Annotated in this window: 23 protein-coding genes; 16 read left to right on the top strand and 7 right to left on the bottom strand. The window is 57.6% G+C overall.

What is annotated here, in order from left to right; translation table 11 throughout:
• The first annotated feature begins 217 nt into the window (after positions 1-217).
• Positions 218-1,135, top strand: a complete 918-nt coding sequence (locus tag LG300_RS04770) for a metal ABC transporter solute-binding protein, Zn/Mn family (RefSeq protein WP_404377244.1) — start codon at positions 218-220, stop codon at positions 1,133-1,135.
• 3 nt (positions 1,136-1,138) lie between these two features.
• Here LG300_RS04770 and LG300_RS04765 read toward each other — a convergent pair whose 3' ends face one another.
• Entirely contained in the window at positions 1,139-1,807 is a 669-nt protein-coding gene (locus tag LG300_RS04765) for a phosphoglycolate phosphatase (protein ID WP_404377243.1), read from the bottom strand.
• A 134-nt stretch (positions 1,808-1,941) separates the two neighbouring features.
• On the opposite strand from LG300_RS04765, the gene LG300_RS04760 reads away from it, so the two are divergent.
• Positions 1,942-3,240, top strand: a complete 1,299-nt coding sequence (locus LG300_RS04760; protein WP_404377242.1) for an NAD(P)/FAD-dependent oxidoreductase — start codon at positions 1,942-1,944, stop codon at positions 3,238-3,240.
• A 182-nt stretch (positions 3,241-3,422) separates the two neighbouring features.
• Here LG300_RS04760 and rpe read toward each other — a convergent pair whose 3' ends face one another.
• Positions 3,423-4,121: a ribulose-phosphate 3-epimerase gene (gene rpe, locus LG300_RS04755; protein ID WP_404377241.1), complete on the bottom strand. Its 699-nt coding sequence runs from the start codon at positions 4,119-4,121 to the stop codon at positions 3,423-3,425.
• Positions 4,122-4,351: 230 nt separating this feature from the next.
• Here rpe and cysP point away from each other — a divergent pair, with 230 nt between their 5' ends.
• From cysP to LG300_RS04730, 5 genes are all read left to right on the top strand, one after another.
• Positions 4,352-5,389 carry a thiosulfate ABC transporter substrate-binding protein CysP gene (gene cysP / locus LG300_RS04750; RefSeq protein WP_404377240.1) on the top strand — a complete coding sequence of 346 codons (1,038 nt, stop codon included), beginning with the start codon at positions 4,352-4,354 and terminating at the stop codon, positions 5,387-5,389.
• Between the two features lie 9 nt (positions 5,390-5,398).
• Entirely contained in the window at positions 5,399-6,253 is an 855-nt protein-coding gene (cysT, locus tag LG300_RS04745) for a sulfate ABC transporter permease subunit CysT (protein WP_404377239.1), read from the top strand.
• Positions 6,253-7,080, top strand: a complete 828-nt coding sequence (gene cysW / locus LG300_RS04740) for a sulfate ABC transporter permease subunit CysW (protein ID WP_404377238.1) — start codon at positions 6,253-6,255, stop codon at positions 7,078-7,080. Before cysT ends, cysW begins: the two co-directional genes overlap by 1 nt.
• The gene (locus tag LG300_RS04735) at positions 7,077-8,171 is read left to right on the top strand and encodes a sulfate/molybdate ABC transporter ATP-binding protein (RefSeq protein WP_404377236.1); all 1,095 of its coding nucleotides are present in this window, start codon (positions 7,077-7,079) and stop codon (positions 8,169-8,171) included. The genes cysW and LG300_RS04735 overlap by 4 nt, the downstream gene beginning before the upstream one ends.
• A gap of 154 nt (positions 8,172-8,325) precedes the next feature.
• Positions 8,326-8,919, top strand: coding sequence for a YajG family lipoprotein (locus LG300_RS04730; protein ID WP_404377235.1), 594 nt, complete (start codon positions 8,326-8,328; stop codon positions 8,917-8,919).
• 7 nt (positions 8,920-8,926) lie between these two features.
• Here LG300_RS04730 and LG300_RS04725 read toward each other — a convergent pair whose 3' ends face one another.
• The 3 genes from LG300_RS04725 to LG300_RS04715 form a co-directional block, all read right to left on the bottom strand.
• Positions 8,927-9,562, bottom strand: coding sequence for a thiopurine S-methyltransferase (locus tag LG300_RS04725; RefSeq protein ID WP_404377234.1), 636 nt, complete (start codon positions 9,560-9,562; stop codon positions 8,927-8,929).
• Between the two features lie 76 nt (positions 9,563-9,638).
• Positions 9,639-10,274 carry a TIGR04211 family SH3 domain-containing protein gene (locus tag LG300_RS04720; protein ID WP_404377233.1) on the bottom strand — a complete coding sequence of 212 codons (636 nt, stop codon included), beginning with the start codon at positions 10,272-10,274 and terminating at the stop codon, positions 9,639-9,641.
• Positions 10,275-10,355: 81 nt separating this feature from the next.
• Positions 10,356-10,685, bottom strand: coding sequence for a DUF1820 family protein (locus LG300_RS04715; RefSeq protein ID WP_009100748.1), 330 nt, complete (start codon positions 10,683-10,685; stop codon positions 10,356-10,358).
• 208 nt (positions 10,686-10,893) lie between these two features.
• On the opposite strand from LG300_RS04715, the gene LG300_RS04710 reads away from it, so the two are divergent.
• From LG300_RS04710 to LG300_RS04700, 3 genes are read left to right on the top strand one after another with little or no spacing between them, the layout of a single operon-like run.
• Positions 10,894-12,117: an acetyl-CoA carboxylase biotin carboxylase subunit family protein gene (locus tag LG300_RS04710; RefSeq protein WP_404377232.1), complete on the top strand. Its 1,224-nt coding sequence runs from the start codon at positions 10,894-10,896 to the stop codon at positions 12,115-12,117.
• A 30-nt stretch (positions 12,118-12,147) separates the two neighbouring features.
• The gene (locus LG300_RS04705) at positions 12,148-14,172 is read left to right on the top strand and encodes a hypothetical protein (RefSeq protein WP_404377231.1); all 2,025 of its coding nucleotides are present in this window, start codon (positions 12,148-12,150) and stop codon (positions 14,170-14,172) included.
• 35 nt (positions 14,173-14,207) lie between these two features.
• Positions 14,208-14,960 carry a TlyA family RNA methyltransferase gene (locus LG300_RS04700; RefSeq protein WP_404377230.1) on the top strand — a complete coding sequence of 251 codons (753 nt, stop codon included), beginning with the start codon at positions 14,208-14,210 and terminating at the stop codon, positions 14,958-14,960.
• Positions 14,961-14,963: 3 nt separating this feature from the next.
• Here the strand turns inward: LG300_RS04700 and mscK are convergent, their stop codons facing one another.
• Positions 14,964-18,287, bottom strand: a complete 3,324-nt coding sequence (gene mscK, locus LG300_RS04695; protein ID WP_404377229.1) for a mechanosensitive channel MscK — start codon at positions 18,285-18,287, stop codon at positions 14,964-14,966.
• 191 nt (positions 18,288-18,478) lie between these two features.
• Between mscK and LG300_RS04690 the strand changes: the two genes are divergently transcribed.
• The 4 genes from LG300_RS04690 (at position 18,479) to LG300_RS04675 (ending at position 20,596) form a co-directional block, all read left to right on the top strand.
• On the top strand, positions 18,479-19,510 hold the full coding sequence (locus tag LG300_RS04690) for a phospholipase A (RefSeq protein WP_404377228.1): 1,032 nt from the start codon (positions 18,479-18,481) through the stop codon (positions 19,508-19,510).
• A 75-nt stretch (positions 19,511-19,585) separates the two neighbouring features.
• Positions 19,586-19,918: a YqjD family protein gene (locus LG300_RS04685; RefSeq protein WP_404377227.1), complete on the top strand. Its 333-nt coding sequence runs from the start codon at positions 19,586-19,588 to the stop codon at positions 19,916-19,918.
• The gene (locus LG300_RS04680; RefSeq protein WP_404377226.1) at positions 19,918-20,322 is read left to right on the top strand and encodes a phage holin family protein; all 405 of its coding nucleotides are present in this window, start codon (positions 19,918-19,920) and stop codon (positions 20,320-20,322) included. Before LG300_RS04685 ends, LG300_RS04680 begins: the two co-directional genes overlap by 1 nt.
• Complete coding sequence (locus tag LG300_RS04675; protein WP_404377225.1) at positions 20,297-20,596, top strand: YqjK family protein; 300 nt, start codon at positions 20,297-20,299, stop codon at positions 20,594-20,596. The genes LG300_RS04680 and LG300_RS04675 overlap by 26 nt, the downstream gene beginning before the upstream one ends.
• Positions 20,597-20,729: 133 nt before the next feature.
• Here LG300_RS04675 and LG300_RS04670 read toward each other — a convergent pair whose 3' ends face one another.
• Positions 20,730-21,914 carry an NAD(P)/FAD-dependent oxidoreductase gene (locus LG300_RS04670; RefSeq protein ID WP_404377223.1) on the bottom strand — a complete coding sequence of 395 codons (1,185 nt, stop codon included), beginning with the start codon at positions 21,912-21,914 and terminating at the stop codon, positions 20,730-20,732.
• Between the two features lie 191 nt (positions 21,915-22,105).
• On the opposite strand from LG300_RS04670, the gene LG300_RS04665 reads away from it, so the two are divergent.
• Both LG300_RS04665 and LG300_RS04660 read left to right on the top strand, forming a co-directional pair.
• Positions 22,106-23,170: an efflux RND transporter periplasmic adaptor subunit gene (locus tag LG300_RS04665; protein ID WP_404377222.1), complete on the top strand. Its 1,065-nt coding sequence runs from the start codon at positions 22,106-22,108 to the stop codon at positions 23,168-23,170.
• The gene (locus LG300_RS04660; RefSeq protein WP_404377221.1) at positions 23,170-26,310 is read left to right on the top strand and encodes an efflux RND transporter permease subunit; all 3,141 of its coding nucleotides are present in this window, start codon (positions 23,170-23,172) and stop codon (positions 26,308-26,310) included. The genes LG300_RS04665 and LG300_RS04660 overlap by 1 nt, the downstream gene beginning before the upstream one ends.
• The last annotated feature ends 82 nt before the right edge of the window (positions 26,311-26,392 follow it).

The raw sequence follows: 26,392 nt of genomic DNA, 5'->3' as shown, positions 1-26,392 counted from the left end.
AGGACTAGGAGAACATAGCCATTAGACATTTTGTCCGCCATGTCGTTATTTAACGGCACCTTTTTACAGCATAGAGGGTAACGAACGTAGGCGAAACTACTTCATTAGCCGTTGTGGCACTACGCTTTATCCTATAGCAAAACGTGGCGATGACACTGGCAACGGAGCAGGACACTCTTTACTATCTGCCGTTTTTTCATTAATTAGGAGCGTGAGTATGGACAAGCGGACACCCTGGATAATCACGCTCTTATTCACAGCGGCTTTAACCTCCTCCCCGGTTTTCGCGGCCACCCATCTGAAAGTGGTTGCCTCGTTCTCGGTTATTGAAGATTTAGTCAAACGCGTCGCAGGCGAGGATATCAGCATCTCGACGCTGGTGCCGGCGGGCAGCGACGTTCACCGTTGGGAGCTAACCCCGCCCAACGTACTCGCGGTAGAAGAGGCCGATATTGTGTTCTATAACGGCCACGGCCTAGAGCCATGGTTCCGCCATGTGGAGGCCATGGCTAACGACACTCTAACGTTGGTGGCACTGGCCGAAAGCGCCAACTATCCGCCGCTGACGATTCCGGTGGGTCAGCATAAAGGCAATCCAGACCCCCATATGTGGATGGACCCCAACGGGGCTGCTGCGTATATTGAAGTGATTACCCATACCCTAAGCGCACGTTATCCGGAGAAAGCAGCCGCTTTCCGCACTCGGGCAGCGCAAGCCAGGGAGGCGCTTACCCTACTCGACCAGCAGCTAAAAGAGCGCTTGGAGGGTATTCCGCAAACCAACCGCCTACTCACCACTAGCGAAGCGTCTTTTGGCTACTTTGCCCACGCTTATGGTTTTGAGTATGCCGCCATTTGGGGGCTTAGCAGCGAAACCCTGGGCAGCGCACGGGCCATGGAAACCATGAGTAAGCATTTAGCCGCCAAGCGGCCGCCCGCGCTGTTTTATGAAAGCACAACGCCCTATATCCATATGGATGCCCTAGCGCGGGAAACGGGCCTCACACTAGCAGGCCCGCTCTATGTCGATACGCTGAGCGACTCCGACAGCCCCGCCTATAACTACCCTGCCATGCTGCGCCACAATGCCGAGTTGTTGCATGAAGCGCTGGGGGGCGCCAGGGCCGAGGAGTAGCCGCTAGCTAACCAGCTCGCGTAGCGATGACACCAACAGGTCAGGCTGGCTCTGCTCAATGGGGTCGCCATGATTATAGCCATAAGGCAGCGCCACCGTCGTAAAGCCCGCCGCTTTACCCGCCGCTATATCGTGGCGGGAATCCCCCACCATCACACTCACCGACGGTGCAATATCCAGCGTTTGGGCAATATGCAAAAGCGGCAGCGGACTGGGTTTCTTCTCTGGCAGCGAATCTCCACCCACGGTACGGGTAAACAGTGGTAGCAACCCGAAGTGGCTTAGGATGGGGGCAATAAACCGCTCTGGCTTATTGGTGATTAAGGCCAGCACATAGCCCGCTTGATGCAGGGCGTGCAGCGCTTCGGACACATCGGGGTAGAGCCGGGTAAGCGCGTTGGGTGCCGCACCATAGTGGCGCATGAAGGCATCATAGGCTTGCTGCTGAAGGGCTGTACTTGGCGCTGCGGCAAGTGCCCAGGACAGTGCTCGCTCGACCAGAACCTGCGCGCCGTTACCCACCCAATCACGCACCTGGTCTTCGCTTGGTTGAGCGAGATCAACGTCCTCCAGCGCCCGCTGCACGCCAACGGCTAAATCGGGCACTGAGTCGATTAACGTGCCGTCTAAATCAAAGGCGATTAATCGCTTTCCTTGCAATATGGTATGCACGCTTGGCCTCACTTATGTGTTTAGGCTGCTAGTTAGCAATAATGTCGATTAATTTGATCATCTTACCTGCTTAGCCCTTCGTCATGCACCGCAGAAGGTTCTATGCTGTGGCTATATTCGCCAAGGAGAGAGTAATGGCCATTCCCCGAATTGTGATTGTGGGCGGCGGTGCAGGCGGGCTAGCCCTTGCCACGCGCCTTGGGCATACGCTGGGTAAAAAAAAGCGCGCGGAAATTGTGCTACTCGACCGCAACGCCACCCATGTTTGGAAGCCGCTGCTGCATGAGCTTGCCACTGGGGTACTCAACTCCAGCATGGACGAAGTAGATTATCGTGGGCACTCCTCCGCCCACTACTACCGCTATCAGCGCGGCTCGCTGAACGGTCTGGATCGGGAACAGAAGGTCATTCACCTAGCGCCTATAGAGGATGAAGATGGCGTCGAAGTGCTGCCCGCCCGCCAGCTCACCTATGACTATTTAGTGCTGGCGCTCGGCAGTATCTCCAATGATTTTGGTACCAAGGGGGTCGCGGAGCACTGTCACTTTATTGATTCCCCCCAGCAGGCCAAAGCCTTCCAGCGGGATATGATCAACACCTTCCTGCGTTATACCGACCCCAAGCTACGCCAACACACCCAGCTCACCATTGGTATTGTCGGTGGCGGTGCCACGGGAGTGGAGCTATCAGCCGAGTTGCTCGACGCCTCGCGCCTGCTCAATGCCTATGGTGTGACAGCCGTTGACCATCAAACGATCAGCGTGCATTTAATTGAAGCGGCGCCGCGCCTACTCCCCGGCTTATCCGAACGCATCAGCCAAACCGTTCAGCAGGAACTGGAGAGCATGGGGGTCACCGTGCATGTGGGCACGGCGATTCAAGAAGCCCAGGAGTATCAACTGGTCACAGGCGACGGAGAGGTGATCGAAACCGACCTCAACGTGTGGGCGGCAGGCATTAAAGCGCCCCCGTTTCTTACCGAGCTGGGCCTTAGCACCAATAAACGCAACCAAATTAACGTCAAGCAGACCCTGCAGAGCGTAGACGACCCCTATATTTTTGCGATGGGCGACTGCGCTTGCTGCCCCCAGGGCAGTAATGCCACAGTGCCGCCCCGCGCTCAGGCCGCCCACCAGCAAGCGAAGTTACTGGCCAAGAACCTAGCACACTGCCTGGAAAAAAAGCCGCTGCGCGACTTCCACTACCGCGACCACGGCTCGCTGGTGTCGCTGGCTCGCTACGATGCGGTCGGCAACCTCATGCGCAGCTCCGCATCCCGCGGCCTGTTTTTGGAAGGCTGGCTGGCACGCCAAGCCTATGCATCGCTCTACCGCATGCATCAGCTTTCTATTCACGGCGTGCTAAAAACCAGCCTTGCGTGGCTGGTGGATAAATTGAACCGTTACCTCAAGCCACGTATGAAGCTGCACTAAAGACATACAAAGGGCGGGAGATCTACCCTAATACCATTCAGTTAAGCATGATAAGCGGCTGTGGGAGGGAGCTTCAGCTCGCGATAGAGGCTCGGTTAGGCGCCTAGCGGCGCCATTCGCCCGCTGAAGCGGCCTCCCACTCAGGCTTACTCAGCATAATGGATAGGTAAACCCGATAACTATCAGCGAACCTTAGCCAACTCAGCGCGCATCTGCTGAATCACGCTGTCGTAGCCGTGGGGGTCGCTTGCTTGATGAGCGTTAAAAATCGCCGAGCCTGCTACAAAAGTATCGGCACCGGCGGCGGCGATATCAGCGATGTTGTCGACTTTGACACCGCCATCGATTTCTAAGCGAATCGGACGGCCAGAAGCATCAATACGCGCCCGTGCCTCACGCAGCTTGTCCAGCGTGCCAGGGATAAACGACTGGCCGCCAAAGCCGGGATTGACGCTCATCAGCAGCACCATATCGACCTTATCCATCACGTAATCCAGATAAGAGAGCGGTGTGGCAGGGTTAAAGACCAAGCCCGCCTTACAGCCTCCATCCCGAATCAGTTGCAGCGAACGGTCAATATGCTCGGAGGCTTCAGGGTGGAAGGTAATGTAGCTAGCCCCGGCATCGATAAAATCGCTAATCATGCGATCCACCGGCTTCACCATCAGATGCACATCAATAGGCGCGCTTACGCCATGATCGCGCAGCGCCTTGCACACCATCGGCCCGATGGTCAGGTTCGGCACGTAATGGTTATCCATCACGTCGAAGTGGACCACATCGGCGCCAGCCGCCAGCACGTTATCCACTTCTTCGCCCAACCGCGCGAAATTAGCGGAAAGTATCGAAGGGGCAATCAAAAAATCCTGTGCAGCGCTCATGGACGGGTCCTCAGGTAGGCAGAACTGGTAGACATAAATAGGGGCGCTATCTTACCAGAGCTGCCCACGAAGCCCTATGCCCGTGATGGTCGTGCAGCATGTCCGTCGTCATACCTATCCTTTAACAGATATTTCCAAATAGAATATAAAACACAATTGTAATTCCACAATCCTAGGTTTAACCTTAGCGGCATCGCGACTAAATCGCCCCCAACGTTAAGGAGTCTGTAATGACGCTATCCACCGCATTCCGTACCGGCCTTCGCCGTAGCCTGTTGGCCGTTGCCGTTGGTACCGCCGTTTCTGGCATGACCTTTTCCAGCGCTGCCGTTGCTCAAGAGCGCGAACTGCTGAACTCCTCCTACGATATCGCCCGCGAACTGTTCGCCGCGATTAACCCGGAGTTCCAAGCATGGTGGCAGGAAGAGCATGGCGAAGAGATCGCCATTAGCCAGTCTCACGGCGGCTCCTCCGCCCAGGCGCGCGCCATTATGCAGGGCCTGCGTGCTGATGTGGTGACGTTTAACCAAGTTACCGACGTTCAAGTACTGGCCGATGCAGGTCTGGTGGCAGAAGATTGGCAAGATGCGTTTGAAAACAACGCTTCACCCTACTATTCCACTACCGCCTTCCTGGTGCGCAAAGGCAATCCAAAAGGTATCGAAAGCTGGGATGACCTCGTTAAAGAAGATGTGCAGATGGTCTTCCCTAATCCGAAAACCTCCGGTAACGGCCGCTACACTTACTTGGCCGCCTGGGGCTTTGCCGAGAATGAGTTCGATGGTGACGAAGAGAAGATCCAAGAGTTTATGCGGACCTTCCTGCGTAACGTTGCCGTATTCGATACCGGCGGTCGCGGTGCGACCACCAGCTTTATCGAGCGCGGCATTGGCGACGTGCTGATCAGCTTTGAGTCCGAAGTGAACAACATCCGCAGCGAATACGGCAGCGATGACTATGAAGTGATCGTACCGCCGGTGAGCATTCTGGCCGAATTCCCAGTGGCGGTGGTCGGTGAAAACGCTGAGCGTAACGGTAACAGCGACCTAGCCCAAAGCTACTTGGAGTACCTCTACAGCGAAGAGGCCCAACGGATGCTGGCAGGCTTCAACTACCGTGTTCATAACGAGACGGTGGTAGAAGAGTTCGCCGACCAGTTCCCCGACACCGAGCTGTTTGAAGTGGAAAACGTATTCGGCAGCTGGGAAGAAGCGATGGAGACCCACTTCGAAGGCGGTGCTCTACTTGATCAACTGCAACGTCGTTAACGGAACCCCATGAGCCAATTAGCATTTTGGCGATCCGGCAGCGCACGCGTGCTGCCGGGTTTTGGCCTATCTATGGGTATCAGCGTGCTATTTATTTCGCTGGTACTGCTATTGCCGATCACCGGCCTATTTGGCCAGCTCTCCGAGCTGAGCCTGGCCGAGTACTTTGCGATCATCACCGAAGGCCGCGTGGTCGCCAGCTATATGGTCACCATTGGCGCCGCGGCGGTGGCTGCACTGGTGAATGCCGCCTTTGGCCTGCTACTGGCCTGGGTATTGGTGCGCTATGAGTTCCCCGGCAAACGCCTGCTCGATGCATTGATGGATCTGCCTTTCGCCCTGCCCACTGCAGTGGCCGGTATTACCCTGGCCACGCTCTACGCGAGCAACGGCTGGGTAGGCAGCCTACTTGAGTCGCTCGGCCTTCAGGTTGCCTATACCTGGGTTGGTATCGCCCTGGCGATGGCGTTCACCAGCATTCCCTTTGTGGTACGCACGGTGCAGCCGGTATTGGAAGACCTACCAACAGAAGTGGATGAAGCTGCGATGTCCCTCGGGGCAACCGATGGCGTGGCGTTTCGCCGGGTGATCATGCCGCACCTGTGGCCAGCGCTCGTCACCGGCACGGGGCTTGCCTTTGTGCGCTCGCTGGGTGAGTTCGGGGCGATTATCTTTATCGCGGGCAATATGCCCTACGAAACCGAAATTACCGCGCTGATGATCTTCGTCAAGTTGCAGGAGTACGACTACGCTGGCGCTTCTGCCATCGCCTCCGTGGTGCTGTTTGTCTCCCTGGCGTTGTTGCTGGCGATCAATATTTGGCAGGGCCGCTTTGTGCGCCGCCTGCATGGAGGTAAAGGATAATGCGCCGGATTGGTGATGCGCCCATCGTGCGGCGCTTATTAATTGGCGCAGCGCTAGTGCTGTCTGCGCTCTTTTTGCTACTGCCGCTGGTGGCGATTTTCGCGCAAGCGTTCTCTCAGGGGGTGGCGGTGTTTTGGGAGAACGTGAGCAATACGTTCACCCTTCACGCCATTGGACTCACGCTGGTCATTGCGTTAATGACTATTCCCATCTGCTTGGTATTTGGCGTAGCGCTGGCATGGCTGGTCACGCGCTTTAGCTTTCCTGGGCGGCGTATTCTGCAAACGCTGATTGATATTCCGTTTGCCGTCTCCCCCGTGGTGGCTGGCTTAATTTACCTACTGCTGTATGGCCGCAACGGCTGGATTGGCAGCTGGCTGGATAGCCACGATATTCAGCTGATGTTTGCCTGGCCAGGCATTTTGATGGTCACCATCTTCGTGACCTGCCCGTTTGTAGCACGGGAGTTAATCCCGCTGATGCAGGCGCAAGGCTCGCGGGAAGAAGAAGCGGCAGTGACGCTAGGTGCTTCCGGCTGGACAACATTTTGGCGGGTCACGCTGCCCAACATTCGCTGGGCGCTGCTCTACGGCATCATCCTGACCAACGCCCGCGCGGTGGGTGAATTTGGCGCGGTCTCGGTTGTCTCAGGGGCCATTCGCGGGCAAACCAATACGTTACCGCTGCACCTAGAGCAGCTCTATCAGGACTACAACGCTGTGGGCGCGTTCGCTAGCGCCGCCCTGCTGGCCCTAATTGCCCTGTTAACTCTTGCGGCCAAGGCTGGCCTGGAATGGCGCGCAACGCGCCGGGAGGCATTCTCATGAGTATTCGCTTACAGAATATTGCCAAGCACTTTGCCAACACCCAGGCGCTTGAACCGATCAACCTGGATATTCACGAAGGCGAACTAGTGGGCCTGTTAGGCCCTTCCGGCTCGGGTAAAACCACCCTACTGCGGATTATTGCAGGCCTGGAGAGCGCCGACCGCTCCCCTCAGCCGGGCAAAATCCTGTTTGGCGACCGTGACGTGACCAACGTACACGTTCGTGATCGGCGTATCGGCTTTGTGTTCCAGCACTATGCGCTGTTTCGCCATATGAGCGTTTACGACAACGTGGCGTTTGGCCTCACCGTGATGCCGAAGAAGCGCCGCCCCTCCAGCGGCGAGATTCGTGCGCGGGTATTTAGGCTGCTGGAAATGGTCCAACTCCAGCACTTAGCTAACCGCCTACCCGCCCAGCTTTCCGGCGGGCAACAACAGCGCGTATCACTGGCCCGCGCGCTTGCCGTGGAGCCTGATGTCCTTTTGCTGGATGAGCCGTTTGGCGCGCTGGATGCCAAGGTTCGCCAAGACCTGCGGCGCTGGCTGCGTCGCCTGCACGATGAGCTGAACTTCACCAGCGTGTTTGTCACCCACGACCAGGAAGAAGCACTGGAGCTTTCTGACCGGGTGGTGGTAATGAGCAATGGCCGCATCGAGCAAATCGACACGCCGGATACGCTCTACCGCTCACCAAAGAACCGCTTTGTATTTGAGTTTTTAGGCGACGTAAACCACCTAGAGGGGCGCGTGCGTAACGGCGTGCTAACTTGCGGCGATGCACGTCTCAATGTAGCCCTGCCTGATGGCGAGGAAGAGCTGCTGCTGCGCCCCCATGAGGTACGGCTGGCGGAAGAACCCAGCGCCGAGAGCCACCTGCCGGTCACCATTACCGCTATCTCGCCCGTAGGCGCCGAGGTACGTGTGGAATTAGAGGCTGACTGGTTGGCAAAACCGTGGCTAGCTACCGTGCGCCATGCCGATTTTGAGCGCTTGGATATGCGCCGGGGGCAGCGCTTATTCGCCCACCCGCGCCAGTGGCACCGCTTTAAAGAGGACGCTAAAGCGCCCGCGCAGCAGGCACGTGTAGCTTAAGGATTGCTAGCGCGGCAGGCCAGCGCAGCGCTATACTGCCGCGATCACTGCAATGCCTTGCTTTTCAACGTCTTGCTTTTCAAGGTCTAGCTTTTCAATACCGTGTTGCGGCAGGTATGTTTACCGTCTCAACCCTATGATTGCGGAGAGTGTTATGCGTCGGCGTTATTTTTTACGCGCATCGGGTGCCCTACTCGCCAGCGTGTTATTAGTAGGCTGTGCCAGCCCCCAATATTTACAGCTTAATCCCAGCCGCAGCGCCAGCGTGCCGCAAACCGGCTCCGGCCAGCAGGTCACCGTGGTCGCCGTGGATGCGCGGCCGAGCGAAGTGATTGGTACGCGCTCTGGTAGCAGGATGTCTACCGCGCAAATTACCGTCAGCAGCCATGAATTGGTTCCGAAACTACAGGCGGAAGCCGAGCGGGCTGCGCGAGATATGGGGTTTACACCCACCCGCGAAGCCGCCCAGGGCCGCCCTAGCCTTACACTGGAGCTAGCCAGCTTGCACTATGGCCGTGGTGACAGCGGGCAACCTCTGATTGATGAAGCGCGAATCGAGGGAGTCTTCCGTGCTATTGCCCAAAACCAGGGCACTACTTATACCGGCACCTACACCTCACGGCGCACCCAAAGCTACGCGATTAAGCCAGGTGAGGATGCTAACACGCGGATGCTAAACGACCTGCTCAGCGACGGCTTGAACCGGGCGTTCAGCGATCCAGAACTGGGCCGATTGCTCGCCCGCTAAGAAGGGCTTATTGCACACGTGGGCCGCGCCGCTCAAGCGCCCAAATGCTTTCGCTGCGGCCACGGGAATCGGCAGGTAAGTGCGCTAAACACTCTACTCGGAAATTGGGCGTCAACAGACGTTCGATTTCGTCATCCGGCACGCTAAAGGGCGGCCCCGCTGCACCATCTTTATGGGTTAGGCCCACCAATAGCCCTTTAGCCCCCGGCGGTACCAACTGCGCCAAATGGAAAGCGTAACGCTCGCGGGTAGCGGGCGGCAGCGCAATCAACGATGCGCGGTCATAAAAAGCCCCCACTTCCGCCGCCTGCTGAATATGCAGATGAAAGAAGTCGCCGCACCACAGCTCAATATTGCCCTGGCGGGAAACATCAAAGCCCGCCTGGGTATAGCGGGATACGCCGCCGCTGCGCTGGGCTAGGAACTGCTCAATGGCCTCGGGTGCCAATTCAATGCCCAACACCGGATGCCCGCGGTCAGCCAGCCAGCGCATATCCAGGCTTTTGCCGCATAGCGGCACCAGCACCTTGGCACCTTGAGGCACGCCTAGCACTGGCCAGTATTTCACCAATGCTGGATGGGCCTCATCCAAGTGGAAGCCGATACGGCCCTCCTGCCAACGCTGCCGCCAGGAATTCTCCATGGCTACTCCTCTCTAACTAACCTAAAAGCCTGGCCTAACACCCTAGCTTAACAACCTCATCTGGCATCATCGCCGCCTAGAACCAGCGGTCGCGCTTTTTACGCCGACGCGGCAGGTGCGGCACAATCAATCCCACCAGCAGGCCAGCGCCCGCTACGCCGCCGCCGTACATAAAGTAGCGCATCAGCAAGTCTTCCTCTTGGGTATCAAGCCTTGCCTGCAGCGCTCGCACCTGTTGGCGTGACTGCTCTGCTTCGTTATCCAGCTCGCGGTTACGCGCCTCAAGCTCGGCAATACGCTGCTCGCGGATATCAAGGGTCTCTGTCATGGAGGAGACCCGTTGTTCCCAAGTGTCGTTAATACCATCCAGCTCCTGGGTGAGCTCTTCCACCTGGGCCTGCAGCTCGGGTAATTGCTGGCGAGCACTTGGCGTTTGCTGAAGCTCGCTGCTCAGCACCCACACCGTATCGCCACTGTTACTACGCACGCGGGTGTAATCACCGCTGGTTTCCAGCACTTCTACCTGCTCGCCCGCATTGAGCGTTCCCACAATGCGATAACCATCTGTCGGCCCGCTGCGTACATAGGTGCTTAGCTCATCGCTGACCCAGGCTTGGTTATCGGATTGAGCGAAGGCCGCTTGGCTGCTCACGCTTAACAGCACGCCAACGGCGGCGGCATAACAACTACTGCGAAATTTTTCTGCTTGCATGACGTCATGTCCTGATCATAAAACGCGCGAGGCCGACGAAGCCGCGCGCGTGTCGCTAAGCGTTGCGCATGTCTTAAGCGCTTACCCTTCCCCGCGGGGCGGTAACGGGAAGGGACGAGGGAACTCTGCGACGCGAGCATCACTTTTAACGGCCTTCAGGGGGCCTTCGCGCTCTACCTCATCAATCCGCACAATGGCGTTAAGAGGCAGGTAGCTGCGCTTTACCCCCTCGAAGGTTCGCTGTAGTTTTTCCGCTCCTGGATCCACCACCACCCGCGACGCATCGTCAAAGACAAACTCCTCGACTTCAATAAAGCCCCAGAGTTCGCTCTGAAAGATCTCTCTGACGTATAAATCCCAAATTTCACCCTGTTGGTGAACCACCACCCGGTAGATCGGCTTGGCCGCCATCTTGGCCTATTCCTCTTGCCGCTTGAACGTAACGTTAGGCTATTAAGACTACCATACTCGGAAGGTGCCCTTTAGCAGACATCGTCAAAGAGAGCTAATTCCCTGTCATTTTCGCTTCAGTGAGTGCTAATTAGCCGATAACAGGCCCAGTCGTGTATGGTGAAAGGAGTAGTTGGCATGTCTATATCACCCCATAGGAGTCACCATCATGCAAAAGGATCCCAATAAGGGCTATATCGCCCTATTAGGCTGGAGCCTCAATGCGATTGAAGCAGCGGAGAATTTTGACCGTCGCTACATCGTGGTTGCACCCGACTGGGCGGAAGAATACTGCCAAAAACACGATATCCCATATGTACCGTGGAATTTTGAACGCCTCAACGACCGCTCCATGGAAATCGCTGAAACGCTGAAAGAGAAAGGCGTTGATGTAGCGATCCCCCTGTTTGAAGAAACCGTTGAGTGGGCAGGTGCCATTAACTCGGTGCTGTTGGACAACCCGCGCCTTTACGGCCAGTCGCTGCTACTGCGCGATAAAGCGCTGATGAAACGCCGCGCCCAGCTTGGCGGCATTCGAGTGGGCATTTTCGAAGAAGCCCACGATAAAGAGGACGTCATTCGCTTCCTCAAACGGGTCAATCAAACGCTGCTCAAGCTCGATGGTGACCCCAACGACCCCATCCACCTAAAAGCGTTTGATAAAGCGGGCTGCTTGGGGCACCGGGTTATCCGCACCCCCGATGAGGTCGATACCATTCCAGATGAAGAGTTTCCGGTTCTCATGGAGTCGCACCTGGATGGCTGGGAATTCGCGGTAGAAGCGTGGATTCACGATGGCAAAATTGCCTTCCTGAACATTTCAGAGTACGTCACGCTAGGTTACTCGGTGTTTGTACCAGCCTCGCCGGAGCTTGAAAAATACCGCGAGCAAATTACCGCGCAGATCGAAAAACTGATTAAAGCGTTCGATATCGAGTTTGGCCTGATCCACCCCGAGTACTTTGTCACCAGCGACGGTGAGATGTACTTTGGCGAAGTGGCCTATCGTCCGCCGGGCTTCAAGGTGTTTGAGCTGCTGGAGCGGGTCTATGGCTTTAACGCCTACCAAGCCTCCATGCTGGTCTTTGACCCGAAAAGCACCAAGGAGGAAGTGGCCGCGTTCTTCCCGAAAGAAGTTGTCGATGCTGACGGCTTCGCGGGCTGCTTTGGCGTTTACCCTCGCCGCCGGGTGGTTAGCCGCCTGGAGATTCCCGAAGAGACCGAGGATCACCCGTATTTCGAGTCCCACGAACTGACACCGCCGGTTGAAGAAACGGTGACCAAACGGACCGCCTTTGGCACTCACTGGGGGTTGATCTACTTTAAAGGCGACGATGCGCATACATTGCGTGACTTACTAAAACGCCAAGAAGATCTCGACTTCTATGTATAATCCTCGCCACGGCTGGGATAAGGAGTCACCGTGACGACCAAACAAGAGGCCGCTTCCACCGAAGATGGCAAGCTCAATGGGTTACTGAGCAAATTTGATGACGCGCTGCGCCTGCTTTCGCAGGCGCCTGCCTTTTCTAAACCGGCAAAATTGCCTCGCGTGCTGGATACCGCTCGGCGGGTGCTTCTGCAAGCGGGCGGCTGCGCCGCTCTTGAGCAGCGCGCAGCGGATTTTGAATCCGCTGGCGTCTTTGCCGGGTCGGATTGGGAGACCCCCCAATACCTAGTCCCAACACTAACCACTTTCTCGCTCAAAAGCGCCGATGCCAATGTGGTAGTGATTGAAGCGTTGAGTGAACTGAGGCTGCTAGCCGTGGCAAAAGGCGATTACGCCCATGCCCTTATTTCCCAAGAACACGCCCACCACTACCTCACCCAGGTAATGGCGATCAATCTGTGGCTGCTCTTTAATGCGCCCAGCGAAGCCGAGCGGGAAACCCAGGGGCGTTTGGCGAATATCTCCCGCCAGCTGTTCCAGCACCTGGCCGAGCGTATTGGCTACGAGCACGTAATCGACCAGTTGATTGATGAGATTTGGCGCATTCTGAAGCAGCGTCCTATTCAGGTCGACGCCATTAAGCAGATGATCACCCAGATCGCGCTGTGCCAAGCCAACCCCAATATTGACTTGGGAGCCAGCGGCCAAGGTGCCGACAGGCTTGTTAGCTCGCTGTATGGCCCCACCCAGGCCTGCCGAGAAGACCCCGGTATCGACGTGTATCGCGCCCGCTTAGAGCGCATGGATAGCGCCACGCTCCAGGCGGAATCCACGGGCTTTGCCCGAGCCATGCACGACACCGGATTAGTCTCCCCCTACCATGCCGTGCTGTTGCGCTACCTGTTGGAAGAGGGCGACCACTTGCTCTCGGAAGCACTCGGGCTGTCCGCCACTGGCCGCGACTGTCTATTATGCTACCGAGAACTGGTACAAGCCCTGATTCGCAGCGGCGTTTACCCGGCAACCGCCCAGGCGGTATATGGGCTGGCGCTAATGTTAGAACGCGGGATTCTCTATCAACCACCGGTGGCGCCCGCCATGTGGCGGCAGCTCAATCTCCAACTCTCCGAGTGGTCTGAGGCACGCCTTGCGTTAGCTTATGGCGACATTGCCTCTCCTCGTGCGCGGCTCATCGAGGGCGTACTCTGTATGCTGGGGCTACCGCTGGGTGTGGGCCAAGGCAATAACCCCACCTGCCAATCGGCCCGGGCGCTCTCCATGTGGGCCTATAACGACCCGGATTATCTGCTACAAATGGTGACCTGGGCCGCCCGGGATGATGAGATCATTATGCATTTCGAGGGGCAGCCCATCTCCTCCAATGAAAGTGTCTCTGGTGTGGCCGCCGAGCTGCCGATGGACCTTGATCCGGTGTCGCTCATCGTCGTCCCCCACCTGGACCGCATTTATGCGGAAATGGGCAGGCGCTGTATCGGCCGTGAAGGCGACCCCCACCGTTGGGTAAACCCTGAGTTTCATGGCTGGTGGTCAGGCCGCGGGTTTAGTATTAACGTGGATGTCGCTACCGGCCAGCTTAGCGGCGTGGATACCTTTATTCGCCGCTTCTACGCCAGCTACCACCCTTACTACAATGGTAACCAGCCGTTGATCCACCCACAGCCCGCCGGTATTGCAGTGACCGACAGCGCCGCACGGTTTATCGGCTGGCACGCCATTACCATTTTGCGGGCCTCCCTCGACCCCAACGACGTAATGCGGATCTACTTCTATAACCCCAATAACGACAGCGGCCAGGACTGGGGCGATGGCGTTAAGGTCAGCACCTCCGGCAACGGCGAGCGCTTTGGCGAGGGCTCCCTGCCCTTTGAGCAGTTCACCTCGCGGCTCTATATCTACCACTACGATCCGCTGGAAAAAGGCGAACTGGCCACGGTCACAGAGGAAGAGTTAGAACGCGTGAAGGGCTTTCTGCATCGCAGCTGGGGAGCAACCCGCCTACCGCCCACCGACTTGCAGGCCGACCAAGGGCCTCAGTAACACGGGGCGCTTCAACCACTACAGACACGACCACGATGATACGACTCGATCAACTCCTGGTCAGCCAAGGGCTGGCCAGTTCTCGTACCCGTGCCCAGCGGCTTATCAAAAACGGGCGCGTTTTTCTAAGCAGCGGCACCCAGCTTAGCAAGCCAGCGGAAAAGTGGCCCCCTGACACCGCCTTACAGATTGAAGAGGACCCAGAAGAGCGCTACGCCTCCCGCGCCGGGCTTAAACTGGAAGGCGTGCTGCAAGCGCTTAACATGCGCCTAGATAACCTAGGCGTGCTGGATATCGGCCAATCCACCGGCGGATTTACCGACTGCGCCCTACAGTTTGGCGCGCGCCACGTCGTCGGCGTCGAGGTTGGGCACGACCAGCTCGCCAGCCATCTACGCAGCGACCCGAGAGTGATCTGCCTGGAGGGGCTAAACGCCCGCCAGATGAGCACTTCGGCAGCGCTGTTGAGTACGCTGGCCGAACGGCCGATTGACCTGGCGGTGATGGATGTCTCGTTTATTTCCCAGACGCTGATTTTGCCCGAAATAGCGGCGCTACTGCCCCCGCAGGGGCAGCTGCTTTCGCTGGTCAAGCCGCAGTTTGAACTGGCCCCTGGCGCTCTGGATAAGCGCGGCGTGGTGCGCGACCCCCGCCGCTATGTGGAAGTCGAGCAGAAAATCCGCACCGCCTGCGAGCAGTGCGGGCTTGCCATCAGCCACTGGCAGGAGAGCCCGATTACCGGCGGTGACGGCAATCGAGAGTTTCTGCTAATGGCAAGCAAACGCTAACGGCTAGCTCAAGGTAGCAGGCGGGAGGGTCGGCTGGGACTGCACCTTCACCGCCGCCTCCCCCTGCTCGCGGTGTAACCACACATCCAGCTGCTCGAAAGCAATACGCACGCCTGCCTCCCTAAACAGCTCATCTACCCGGCAGTTCACCTCATCGGCGGCGAACAGGCGGTCCAGCAAGTCGTTGACGAAAATCCGCAGCTCGAAATTGAGGCTATGGGGGCCGTAGCTCAAGCAGAACACCTGCGGCTCGGGGTCATCCAACACGCGGGGGTTTTCATCCGCCGCCTGGCGTAGCAGCCTGTGTACCAATGGCAGGTCGGAGCCGTGGGCGACCCCGTAGGTAAGCACTACACGAGTGACGTTGTCGGATAGCGACCAGTTAATCAGTTGATCGGTCACAAAGGTTTTATTGGGAATAATGATCTCTTTGCGATCGAAATCGGTCACCGTGGTCGCCCGAATGCGAATCCGGCTGACGGTGCCGTGAAGGTTGCCCAGCGTGATGGTGTCGCCAATGCGAATGGGGCGCTCAAACAGAATAATCAGGCCGGAAATGAAGTTGGCGAAAATCTCCTGCAAGCCAAAGCCCAGCCCCACGCTTAACGCCGCTACCAGCCACTGCAGCTTATCCCAGGAGACGCCCAGCGTGGCCAGCGACATCACAATGCCCGTGCCGACAATGGTGTAAGAGAGCAGCGAGCTAATCGCATAAGCGCTACCTTGCTTAAGCGCCAGGCGCGACAGCACCATGACCTCCAGTAGACCAGGCAGGTTGCGGGCCATAATGAAGGTGACCGCGACGACCAGCAGGGCGGTGAACACGTCCGAGATGGAGAGCGTGTTACCGACAAGATCTCCCTCTTGTGCATCCCATAGCGATACATTGTCCAGGTAGCCCAGCACGCTGAGCAAATCGGCCCACACCAAATAGAGTAGCGCGCTGAAGCCAATCAGCAGAATAAGCTTGGAGAGCCTTAAAGACTGAGTGTTAATCTTCTCCATATCCAACGGCGGCTCTTCGACAACCTCAAGGCCGCCCTCTGCCCCCTCTTGCACCTGGGCGCGGCGCCTCGCCAGCGCTCGGCGGTAGGCTAAACGCCGGGCGGCCACCGCTAAGCTACGCACCACCGTTGCCTCTACCACCACCCAAAGCCCCAGCAAATAGAGCGTAATGGCAAAGCGTGCCACTAACCTGAGCGCCGTATACTCATATCCCCACGCCACTAACCCTAGCAGCACCAGCGGCACCGCAGCCATGGCCAATCCCAGCACCAGCCTAAATAGCCGCACGCCGAAAATCGGCACATGGGCCAGAATGAGCTGGGCTAGCCACCAGGCCATAGCCAGCAACCCGCCCATAAATAGCGCCATTGCCACAGGGCGCAGCGCCAGCGGCGTTTCCATCTGTTCAGACATCGCCGCAATGGCGACCACCGGCACCAAGGAGAGACCTAAACCAATCAGCAGCCGACGCAACCGGGCATTATAGGCAGGCGCCCAGGTAAAATGACGCTCGGCGACCCCATCAGGCACCAGCAAACGCCGCCCCCAGGCCACGACTCCCCAGCTCAGGCTAAGCTGCAGCAGGGCGGGCGCCAGCCCTTGCGCTAGGGTACCCTCTGCGGTATGCAAAGCGATGCCACTACCTGCTAGCGCTAGCGGCCCCGGCAGCGCTAGCAAGGCGTTTAGCAGCACCGCTTTGGGAGTGTGCAGCTGAGTATCGCTTTTTAAGCGGCCAATCTGCGAGTGAATCAATGCCAAACGGGCTTTAATCTGCCCGCGTAACGCGATCAACACTACGCTCATCAGCAGCACGGGCACGCCCACTAACATGTCCCAAGAGAGCCCTTGCCAGCGGGTGGGCAGTACGCCGCGCCACTCCCCTTCATGCCACTCTTGCTTTAGGTTGTGAGGCAGCTGACGCAACCAGTTCACGTCCAAGGGGCGACTATTGGCAACCCAGAACAGCTGCTCATCAATCGTGGTGCGCAAATCATGGGTAGTCGCCAGCAGCTGCTGCTGGTTTAGCTGAAGCTCAATGGCGGCGCTAAGCAGGCTGCCGTAAGCCTGCTCTAGTTGCTCGACCAGCTCACGGCGCGACTGGTATAGCCGGGCGAGGGAGTCCACCAACCCTGGCGTTACCTCCACCCCTGCCTCTTCAAGCCGCTGGGCGGCTAGCCGCTCCCCCTGGCGCAGCTGATCACGCTGGCGGATCAGGTCAAACTGCTTTAAACGCAAATCAGCAATTTCATCCTGCAAATCCCGCCGAGGAGCCACCGCGGGCAGCGACTGGCGCTGCTCGCGCAGAATACGCGACAGTAGCTGGCTGCCACGAATGGCCTCCATCTGCTCATTGAGGCTGCGCTGCAGTTGCCGCACATGCTCAAGCTGGCGCTGTGCCTCGATGTTCTCACGCACAATGCCGTTGGCGCGGTCCGTCGCCCGCAGCAACTCCAGGCTAAGCGTTTGGTTGATCTGCTGGGCATTGAGCACCACCGGATGCCCTTCTGCGATCAGCGGATCGTTTTTTGCCGCATCGGCAATTGCCTGCTCGGACTGCAGGCGGCGCTGGCGGTCAATGACACCCTGCAGCAGGCTCAGTTGCTGCTCCTGGTGATCTATCTGCAGCGCCAGCAGGTCGCGGCGCTGCTGAGCCAGCTCGCGCAGGCGGCTATTGGCACTCAGTTCGCGTTGATTGAGGCTTACTTCTTGTTCGGCAAGCGCGCGTTCCAGTCGCCACTGAATCAGCTGTGCATCTTCACGGGCGGAAAGCTGGCGGTCCGCCAATAGTGCTTCGCGGGTATCGTGCTCCCGGCGCAGTGTTTCTACACGTTGCAGGGCATCGGAAATCGCTTGCTGCGCCCGCTCGGGCAGGGTTTGGGCAGCCAGCAGCTGGGAGTTCACTTCCGCCATTTGGCTCTGCAACTGTTGTAGCTCAATCACAGCGTCAGCCTGTTCGGCCTCTAGGGCCTCTAACGGCATATCGCTTAAATCATCTACCGAGAGCTGCTGGCTCTCCTCTTCAGCGTCGCTTAGCTCACGCTCTAAACGCAGCAGCAGCTCAGGCGCCTGGGCAACCCGCTGCTCTAGCGCTAGCTGGCGCTCTTCAATAGCGTTGAGGCGCTCATAAGCCTGTAATGCTGCAGTGAGAGCAGCCTGATCACGCTGCTGATCAGCGGTTAATTCAGTATCCAACGACTCAATGGCGGCTAAGCGTTCATTCAGCTCGGCTTCTGGAGGGACACGCTCAATTTCAAGCGCTTGAGCAGGTACGGTGTTGACCAGCATCGCTACCATAAGCAGGCAGCACATGACGAATTTCATGGCATGACTTACCACGTTACGTATGCCTCATTGACCTGTAAGCCCGCCGATTCGGGCAAGGGTGCTATTGTCGGGCGTTAACCATAGTTACGCAATCTAGGGAGTTAGCTAGATAGCGATAGTTGACTTGCATAGGCGTCATGTATAGAAACGACGATGGCACTTTCTTTCTTAATTTGCGAGCCACGTTGATGGTTATCCGAAAACTGCTGTTAACCGGCCTAGCGGTGGTAGTCAGCGCTGATGTATTCAGCCAAAGCGCCCTAGCCGACTCCCGAGAAGAAATTGAAGCGCGTATTCGTGCGCTCAATACCGAGCTTTATCAACTGCGCCAGCAACTGCAGCAAATTGACTCACCCGAGGAGGCAGCCCAAGGCGTTCCTCCCGAGCAGTTGCCCGAGGAAGTTGCTCTGGAAGATTTGAGTGATCGTCGCCAGTTAGAACAGGAGTCATCCCGTAACCCCTTTTCGATCACGACACACCGAACCAACTACCTTTTTCCTATTAGCTACAACGCCAACCAAAATGCCGAGGATTTTCGCAGCATCTCGGATGAAGTGGGACCCGATAGTGGCGAAGTAAAGTTTCAGTTTAGCGCCAAATTCAACATGATTGAGAATGTGTTTGGCGATATCGGCGATGTCTACTTTGCCTACACCCAGCGCAGCTGGTGGCAAGCGTATAATACCGACGCCTCCTCCCCCTTCCGGGAGACCAACTACGAACCCGAGATATTTATCGACTTCGATAACGCCTGGAGTGCGTTGGGCTGGGTGAACACCCGTAATCGAATCTCTTTTATTCACCAGTCGAATGGTCGCTCCGACCCACTCTCGCGGAGCTGGAACCGTGTCTATCTGGAAAGCACCTTCCAAAGCGGCGATTGGGCGCTAACATTGGCACCTCACTGGCGTGTACCGGAGTCTGAAGGCGACGATGACAACCCGGATATTGAGCGCTACGTGGGCTACGGCGATATTCGCCTCGCCAAACGTTTACAAAATAATCACGAGTTTGCCGGGCAACTGCGTGGTAACCCTAGCACGGGTAACTACGGCACCCAGGTTGACTACAGCTGGCCCGCCTTTAATGGTGTACGCGCCCACGTGCAGTACTACTACGGCTACGGTGAAAGCATGATCGACTATGATAACCGCGTGCATCGCCTCAGCCTTGGTTTTAGTTTAAACCCACTATTTAGTGCCACCGGGCTGAACCGTTAATTAACTTGGGTTGTCTATCCAGTGGCGGCTGCTATGCTGAAGTCGTCACTCATCTACTCGTCAAAGGAAGACATCATGGCAAAACGTAATACAGACACCTCCGCCCGTGCTGAGCAGCTAAAAGAAGACCTGCGCCACTTAAGCGAAACGGTCGAAGAACTGATGAACGCCACATCAAAAGACGCTAGCAGCGAGATGCGCGACCTGCGCGAACGTGCGGAGCGTCGTCTAAAAGATACCCGTGCTCGCCTGGAAGCACGCGGCGAACGTTTCTATGAAGACACCCGCGAAACGCTCTCCGAGCAGGCTGAATGTTGTGACCGTTATGTCCGTGAGAACCCCTGGACCAGCATCGGCATTGGCGCTGCCGCTGGCCTTGTTGTTGGTATGTTGCTCGGACGTCGCTAATGGCTTTGGGGCCAACCCAACGCGTCTTTTCTGCCGCCAAACGCCTGCTCAAAACACTGGTAGCTAACGGTGAAACCCGCCTGCGTTTGGCGGTTTTAGAGTTAGAGGAAGAGCGCGCACGTTTACTTGTTCTACTACTACTGGCAGGCGCCAGCCTCTTGCTGCTACTGCTGGGTGTTGCCACCCTGACAGCGCTGGTCGTCGTGCTATTCTGGGACTCCTACCGGCTTACGGCTATTGGCGTTAGCGCGGGCGTACTTATCGCATTCAGTTTTCTACTTGCGGTGATTGCCATTCGGCAAGCAAAACGCCACACCCTGTTAAAAGAGACGTTAAAGCAGCTAGCCGCAGACCGCGCACTGCTGGAGGCGAACGAGGATGACACAACACACCCCCGCCGCTAAGCCGCCTAGCCGCGCAGAGCGCAAAGCCGCTCTGCTAGCAGAACTGGAGCAGCAGCGTATTGATATGCTGGTTGACAGCGACACGCTGATGCGCGCCTCGGCACCTTTAGACAACCACTGGCGTAGCTTAAAGCTACCTTTTTATGTGATTGGTGGGGTTGCCGCATGGCGTATTTTGCGCCACCCCAGTGGCGCTATGGCCGTGGGCCGGAAAGCGCTGGCGGGCTATATGCTATTGCGTAAGTTCAAGCTACTGGCGAAGGTCGCTAGCTAACAGACTGTTTAATAAGCCGTTCTGGTTTTAGTACGTTGGCTTGACGTCTTACACACATTTTGGCTTTAGGCGCTTCAAAAAGCCGTTACGTTATTAGCGTCGCGGCTTTTTTTGGGCGCCCCGCTACAGCGGGTTAGCACGCTTGGCCGCAGGCTACCCCGCTTGCCCAGGCCCATTGGAAGTTATACCCGCCAAGCTGCCCCGTCACATCCAGCACTTCACCGATAAAGCGCAGTTGCGGCAGGTCTTTCACCTCAAAGGTTTTCGAGGAGATTGCCTCGGTACTCACACCACCCATCGTCACCTCGGCCGTGCGCCACCCTTCGGTACCGGCGGGCTTTAACTGCCACTGGTTCAGCCGCTGCGCCCAGGTATCCAGCGCCTCGTTGCTATACTGCGCCAGCGGGCTGGTTAATTGCTGATCGGGATACCACTCTAAGAGCGCCTGGGCAAACCGCTTGGGAAAGCGCTCCCCTAGCCAGGTAGATAGCAGCCGCTTGGGAGTCTCCCGCCGAGCATGGCGCAACGCATCGGCGGCACTCTCTCCAGGCAGTAAATCAACGCAAATAGCGCTGCCTGGTTGCCATACGCTGGAAATCTGCAGCATGGAAGGCCCCGAAAGGCCACGGTGGGTAAACAGCATCGGTTCTACAAACCGCGCTTCTCCGCAGTGGACAGCAATCGGCAAACTGACACCGGACAGCTCTGCGGCGCGCGCTTTCCAACTATCGCTTAGGGTAAACGGCACCAAGCCGGGGCGGGTAGGCAATACCTCTAGGCCGAACTGGCGCGCAATATCGTACCCAAAGCCCGTCGCTCCCATGGTAGGAATAGATAGCCCTCCAGTTGCAACCACTACCACCCCTGCGTCCATCGTTCCCATCGAGGTGGTTAGCCGCATTCCCTCGCCTTGGCGCTCCAGACGGGAAATAGAGGTGTTAAGCGCAATCTCGGCACCGGCCCACTCGCACTCTGTTAGCAGTACCCGCACAATCTCCTTGGCGGAGTCTGCACAAAAGAGCTGTCCTGGCGCTTTTTCGACGTACTCAACGCCGTGGGTTTCTACCAGCGATACAAAGTGTTCAGGGCGATATCGCTTCAGTGCAGAGATGCAAAAATAGGGGTTAGCAGAGTAAAAGTGCCCAGGGGCCGTATCAAGATTGGTAAAGTTACAGCGCCCTCCTCCAGACATCAGAATCTTTTTGCCTGCTTTATTGGCATGGTCGATCACCAGCACACGCCGCCCAGCATAGCCAGCCTGTGCCGCGCACATTAACCCAGCGGCACCCGCACCAATGACCACGACATCGTAGACCATAACCGAGGCTCCAAAGAATAAAAGGCGGGCATTTTAACAGGTAAAAACCGCCACATTCCTGTACATTAAAAACTTTATGTATAGGAATTAACTAACAAAACAAATTAACCCGAATGCAGGCGCTGTTTGCGCCTTAGCAGGGCGTCCATTTGCTAGATACTACTGCCATTCTAAATAGCGATGAGATATCCATGCTGGTTTTTAAACACCTCGTTTACTGCCTACTGATGCTTGGCTGGGCAACTTTCGCCGCAGCGCAATCGCTGCCACCGGTCATTGGTTATTACGCAGCCACAGAGACTTGGTCGGACCCACTGGAAGCGCTTGGTACGCTCAGCGCCGATGAGAGCGTCACTTTATCAGCCACCGTGACCGACACCATTGCAGAGATTAAATTCGATGATGGCGAACAGGTAGAGCGCGGACGCTTACTGGTGCGCTTGGAAGATGCGGAGGAGCAGGCACTGCTGCGCGCCGCGCAAGCAATCACCACCGAGCGCCGTAATGCTTCAGAACGCGCCTCACAGCTACAGCAGCGTAACCTAGCCCCCCGGGCCGATGTCGAAGATACCCAGTCGCGGCTACGCCAAGCAGAAGCCGATGCCCAGGCCTTGGAGGCCAGGCTGGAAAATTACCGGATACACGCCCCATTCAGTGGGCGGGTGGGGTTCCGCGATGTAAGCGTGGGTGCCCTGGTTACGCCCGGCATGGCGCTAGTGACACTGGATAAGCTTGACGTAATGAAGCTCGACTTTACCGTGCCGGAAGTGTTGTTGGGGCGGTTATCCGCAGGGTTAAGCTTGAGTGCCACCACAGCGGCATACCCAGACGAGGTGTTTCGCGGTGAGATTGCCAGTATTGGCACGCGCATTGACCCTGTCTCCCGCAGCGTTAGCGTACGCGCTGAACTAGCCAACCCGGATTTGAAGCTGCGCCCCGGTATGCTGATGGAGGTGATTGTCCAGCAGCGGGTGCGCGATACGCTGGTGCTGCCCGAAGCCGCCATCCAGCCTAGCGGCAACCGCCACTTTGTCATGCTGATTCAACAACAGGAGGAGGCGCCACGCTTAGAGCGCCGAGAAGTGGCCATTGGCGAGCGGCGCAGCGGTGAAGTGGAGATTCTGGAAGGGATTAGCGAAGGCGATTTGGTGGTAATCCACGGCCTACAGCTCGCCCGCGAAGGGCAGGAAGTACGTTTGTTAGGCGTTGCCGACGACAACACGGATATCCGCGCGCTGCTGGAGGCTGACCGCTAATGCGTTTATCCGATATTTCCGTACAGCGGCCCGTGCTCGCTATGGTGATTGCCGCGCTGATTATCGCCTTTGGGCTGCTCGCGCTTAACCGCTTGCCGCTGCAAGAGTATCCCACGGTTGACCCGCCCATCGTCAGTATCGATACCCGCTACCCCGGTGCCTCGGCCAGCGTAGTAGAAACACGCATTACCCAAGTGCTGGAAGATCGCATCGCCGGTGTGGAAGGTATCGAACTGATTACCTCGCAAAGCGAGGATGGCCGCTCGCGCATCGAGATTGAGTTCGCCATCACCATGGATATCAACGCCGCCGCTAACGATATCCGCGACCGCATTTCAGGCGCGCTACGCAACCTGCCGGACGACGCCGATAACCCTGAAGTCACCAAAGCCGATTCCAGCGAAGAGATCGTGGTGTGGTTGAGCCTCTCAGGGGCAGACTACTCCATTGCTGAGCTGACCGATTACGCCAACCGCTTTTTGGTGGATAGCCTCTCCGTGCAGCCTGGCGTCGCCCGGGTACGGGTGAGCGGCGGCCAGGATTACGCCATGCGTATTTGGCTGGACCGCAACGCTCTGGCGGCCCGTGGCCTTACCGTCGGCGATGTAGAAGATGCCCTGCGTGCTGAAAACGTCGAGCTGCCCGCAGGCTCTATTGAATCCGATGACCGCCAGTTTATCGTCCGCCTGCCGCGCAGCTTTGCCACTGCTGACGACTTTCAGCGCCTAGCGCTTACCCAAAGCAGCAACGGCTACCTAGTGCGCTTATCGGATGTAGCACGGGTGGAAGTTGGTTCAGTGGAGGATCGCTCCGTTTTCCGTGCCAACGGCGTGCCCATGGTGGGGTTGGGGATGATCATGCAGTCCACCGCCAACGTTGTGGAGCTATCCAAAGCGGTCCAGCAGGAACTTGGGCGGCTGCAGGAAACGCTGCCCGACGGGATGTCGCTCACGCTGAACTATGACGCCTCGGTATTTGTTTCCGGGGCCATTGAGCAGGTGGTGATGACGCTGTTTATCGCCATGGGGCTCGTCGTGGTGGTGATCTTTCTATTTCTTGGCAATTTCCGCACTACCCTTGTCCCCGCCGTGACGGTGCCGATTGCCGTCATTGGTGCGTTTATCGCCCTGGCGGCGATGGATTTCTCGATCAACCTGCTCACCCTGCTGGCGCTGGTACTGGCGATAGGGCTGATTGTGGATGACGCCATCGTAGTGCTCGAAAACATCAACCGGCGGATGCACGACTACGGCGAAACACCGTTGGTGGCCGCCTTCCGTGGCACGCGGCAAATCGCTTTCGCGGTGATTGCCACCACGCTGGTGCTGGTCGCGGTGTTCGTACCACTGAGCATGCTGCAAGGCGATATCGGCCGACTGTTCTCTGAATTCGCCCTCACCATGGCCGCTGCGGTCATTGTCTCTACCCTACTGGCACTGACCCTAACGCCGATGATGGCCTCTAAAATTCTCAAACCCGGCATGCACGATAGCCGCATTGGGCAAGGCGTCCAGTGGCTGCTGGACGGCACCAAGCGCCGCTACCAGCGGGCCCTGGAGGTTGTGCTGGCCGCCAAGTGGCTGGTAGTGGCGCTGTTTGCCCTGCTAATTGCCGGTACGGCGTGGCTCGCCTCGGTGCTGCCCAATGAGTACACCCCCCAGGAGGATCGCGGCAACTTTATTGTGCTGGTCAACGGCCCGGAAGGTGCCACCTTCGACTACATGATGGATTACATGGATGAGATCGAAGCCCGGCTCACCCCCTTTGTAGAGAGCGGCGAGCTGGAGCGCGTGGTGGTGCGCGCCCCGCGCGGCTTCGGCAATATCGAAAACTTCAACAGCGGCTTTATCATCGTCAATATGGCGGACTGGGGCAGCCGCCGCAGTGCCTGGGAGATCATGGCCGACGTTCGCCAGCAGCTGCGCTCGCTGCCGGGAGTACAAGCCTTTCCCGTCATGCGCCAAGGCTTCGGCCAGCGCACCCAAAAACCGGTGCAGTTTGTGCTGGGCGGCGGTACCTACGAGGAGCTTGCCCGCTGGCGCGACCGGCTGATTAACCACGTGCGCGCAGACAACCCCCGCCTCACCGCCATCGAAAGCAACTACGACGAAACCCAGCCGCAGCTGCGGGTCGATATTAACTACGAGCGTGCCGCTGCGTTAGGCGTCACCGTGACTGAGATTGGCCGCACCCTGGAAGTATTGCTGGGTGGCCGCAACGTTACCCGCTATGTGGATAATGGCGAAGAGTACGATGTGATTGTGGAGGGTGACCGCAGCCGCCAAAACAGCCCGCGCACACTGGATAATATCCAGGTGCGCTCGGCGCGTTCTGGCGAACTCATCCCGCTGGCCAGCCTGGTAACTCTGTCAGATTTTGCCGGTGCCAGTACGCTGAACCGCTTTGACCGCGTGCGCGCGATTACTATTGAAGCCAACCTTGCCGATGGCTACCCGCTAGGCGAAGCGCTGGCGTATCTTCAAGAAACCGCCGAGACCATCCTACCCGAAGAGGTACAAACCAACGTGGCGGGGCCATCGCGGGATTTCCAGCAGGCAAGCGGTGCGACCACTTTCCTATTGGTTCTTGGCGCGGTGGTGGTGTTCCTGGTGCTGGCCGCCCAGTTTGAAAGCTTGGTTCACCCGTTTGTGATTATGCTGACCGTTCCGTTGGCCATGAGTGGCGCCCTGCTCGCCCTTCTACTCAGCGGTCAGTCGCTGAATATTTACAGTCAGGTAGGCTTGGTGCTGCTGATTGGCTTGGCGGCTAAAAACGGCATTCTCATTGTCGAGTTTGCTAACCAACTGCGTGATGAAGGCCAGGCGTTTCGCTCGGCGCTGATCGAAGCCTCGGTCACCCGCCTACGGCCGATTTTGATGACCGCCGTGACCACCATGGCCGGTGCCATTCCGCTGATCATCTCCAGCGGACCGGGTGCGGAATCACGCTTGGTGATCGGCACGGTCATCATGGCCGGTGTGGGTGCCGCCACTCTTTTCACGCTGTTCGTGGTGCCGGTGGCTTACGACCTGCTTGCCCGCTACTCCGGCTCACCAGGAGCAGTGAAGCGCCAGCTAGAGGAAGAGATCGCCAACGCCCCCACGGCCCAGCACACGCCTTTGGATACGCCAGAACGATAATACCCACCGTCAGTTACACTAATCGTAGATACACCACCCGTAGATACACCACCCGTAGATACACCAAGGGCGCCCGCTAGGC

The sequence above is a fragment of the Vreelandella aquamarina genome, from assembly GCF_044805175.1.
GTDB classification, from domain to species: domain Bacteria; phylum Pseudomonadota; class Gammaproteobacteria; order Pseudomonadales; family Halomonadaceae; genus Vreelandella; species Vreelandella aquamarina_B.
Note: the sequence above shows the minus strand (reverse complement) of the source record. Positions and strands in the feature narration are given on the sequence as shown.

Bases quoted from the DNA above. Each gene is read 5' to 3' on its own strand.
- LG300_RS04770 (WP_404377244.1), top strand. From the start codon at position 218: ATGGACAAGCGGACACCCTGGATAATCACGCTCTTATTCACAGCGGCT.
- LG300_RS04760 (WP_404377242.1), top strand. From the start codon at position 1,942: ATGGCCATTCCCCGAATTGTGATTGTGGGCGGCGGTGCAGGCGGGCTA.
- rpe (WP_404377241.1), bottom strand. From the start codon at position 4,121: ATGAGCGCTGCACAGGATTTTTTGATTGCCCCTTCGATACTTTCCGCT.
- cysP (WP_404377240.1), top strand. From the start codon at position 4,352: ATGACGCTATCCACCGCATTCCGTACCGGCCTTCGCCGTAGCCTGTTG.
- cysT (WP_404377239.1), top strand. From the start codon at position 5,399: ATGAGCCAATTAGCATTTTGGCGATCCGGCAGCGCACGCGTGCTGCCG.
- cysW (WP_404377238.1), top strand. From the start codon at position 6,253: ATGCGCCGGATTGGTGATGCGCCCATCGTGCGGCGCTTATTAATTGGC.
- LG300_RS04735 (WP_404377236.1), top strand. From the start codon at position 7,077: ATGAGTATTCGCTTACAGAATATTGCCAAGCACTTTGCCAACACCCAG.
- LG300_RS04730 (WP_404377235.1), top strand. From the start codon at position 8,326: ATGCGTCGGCGTTATTTTTTACGCGCATCGGGTGCCCTACTCGCCAGC.
- LG300_RS04725 (WP_404377234.1), bottom strand. From the start codon at position 9,562: ATGGAGAATTCCTGGCGGCAGCGTTGGCAGGAGGGCCGTATCGGCTTC.
- LG300_RS04720 (WP_404377233.1), bottom strand. From the start codon at position 10,274: ATGCAAGCAGAAAAATTTCGCAGTAGTTGTTATGCCGCCGCCGTTGGC.
- LG300_RS04715 (WP_009100748.1), bottom strand. From the start codon at position 10,685: ATGGCGGCCAAGCCGATCTACCGGGTGGTGGTTCACCAACAGGGTGAA.
- LG300_RS04710 (WP_404377232.1), top strand. From the start codon at position 10,894: ATGCAAAAGGATCCCAATAAGGGCTATATCGCCCTATTAGGCTGGAGC.
- LG300_RS04700 (WP_404377230.1), top strand. From the start codon at position 14,208: ATGATACGACTCGATCAACTCCTGGTCAGCCAAGGGCTGGCCAGTTCT.
- mscK (WP_404377229.1), bottom strand. From the start codon at position 18,287: ATGAAATTCGTCATGTGCTGCCTGCTTATGGTAGCGATGCTGGTCAAC.
- LG300_RS04690 (WP_404377228.1), top strand. From the start codon at position 18,479: ATGGTTATCCGAAAACTGCTGTTAACCGGCCTAGCGGTGGTAGTCAGC.
- LG300_RS04685 (WP_404377227.1), top strand. From the start codon at position 19,586: ATGGCAAAACGTAATACAGACACCTCCGCCCGTGCTGAGCAGCTAAAA.
- LG300_RS04680 (WP_404377226.1), top strand. From the start codon at position 19,918: ATGGCTTTGGGGCCAACCCAACGCGTCTTTTCTGCCGCCAAACGCCTG.
- LG300_RS04675 (WP_404377225.1), top strand. From the start codon at position 20,297: ATGACACAACACACCCCCGCCGCTAAGCCGCCTAGCCGCGCAGAGCGC.
- LG300_RS04670 (WP_404377223.1), bottom strand. From the start codon at position 21,914: ATGGTCTACGATGTCGTGGTCATTGGTGCGGGTGCCGCTGGGTTAATG.
- LG300_RS04665 (WP_404377222.1), top strand. From the start codon at position 22,106: ATGCTGGTTTTTAAACACCTCGTTTACTGCCTACTGATGCTTGGCTGG.
- LG300_RS04660 (WP_404377221.1), top strand. From the start codon at position 23,170: ATGCGTTTATCCGATATTTCCGTACAGCGGCCCGTGCTCGCTATGGTG.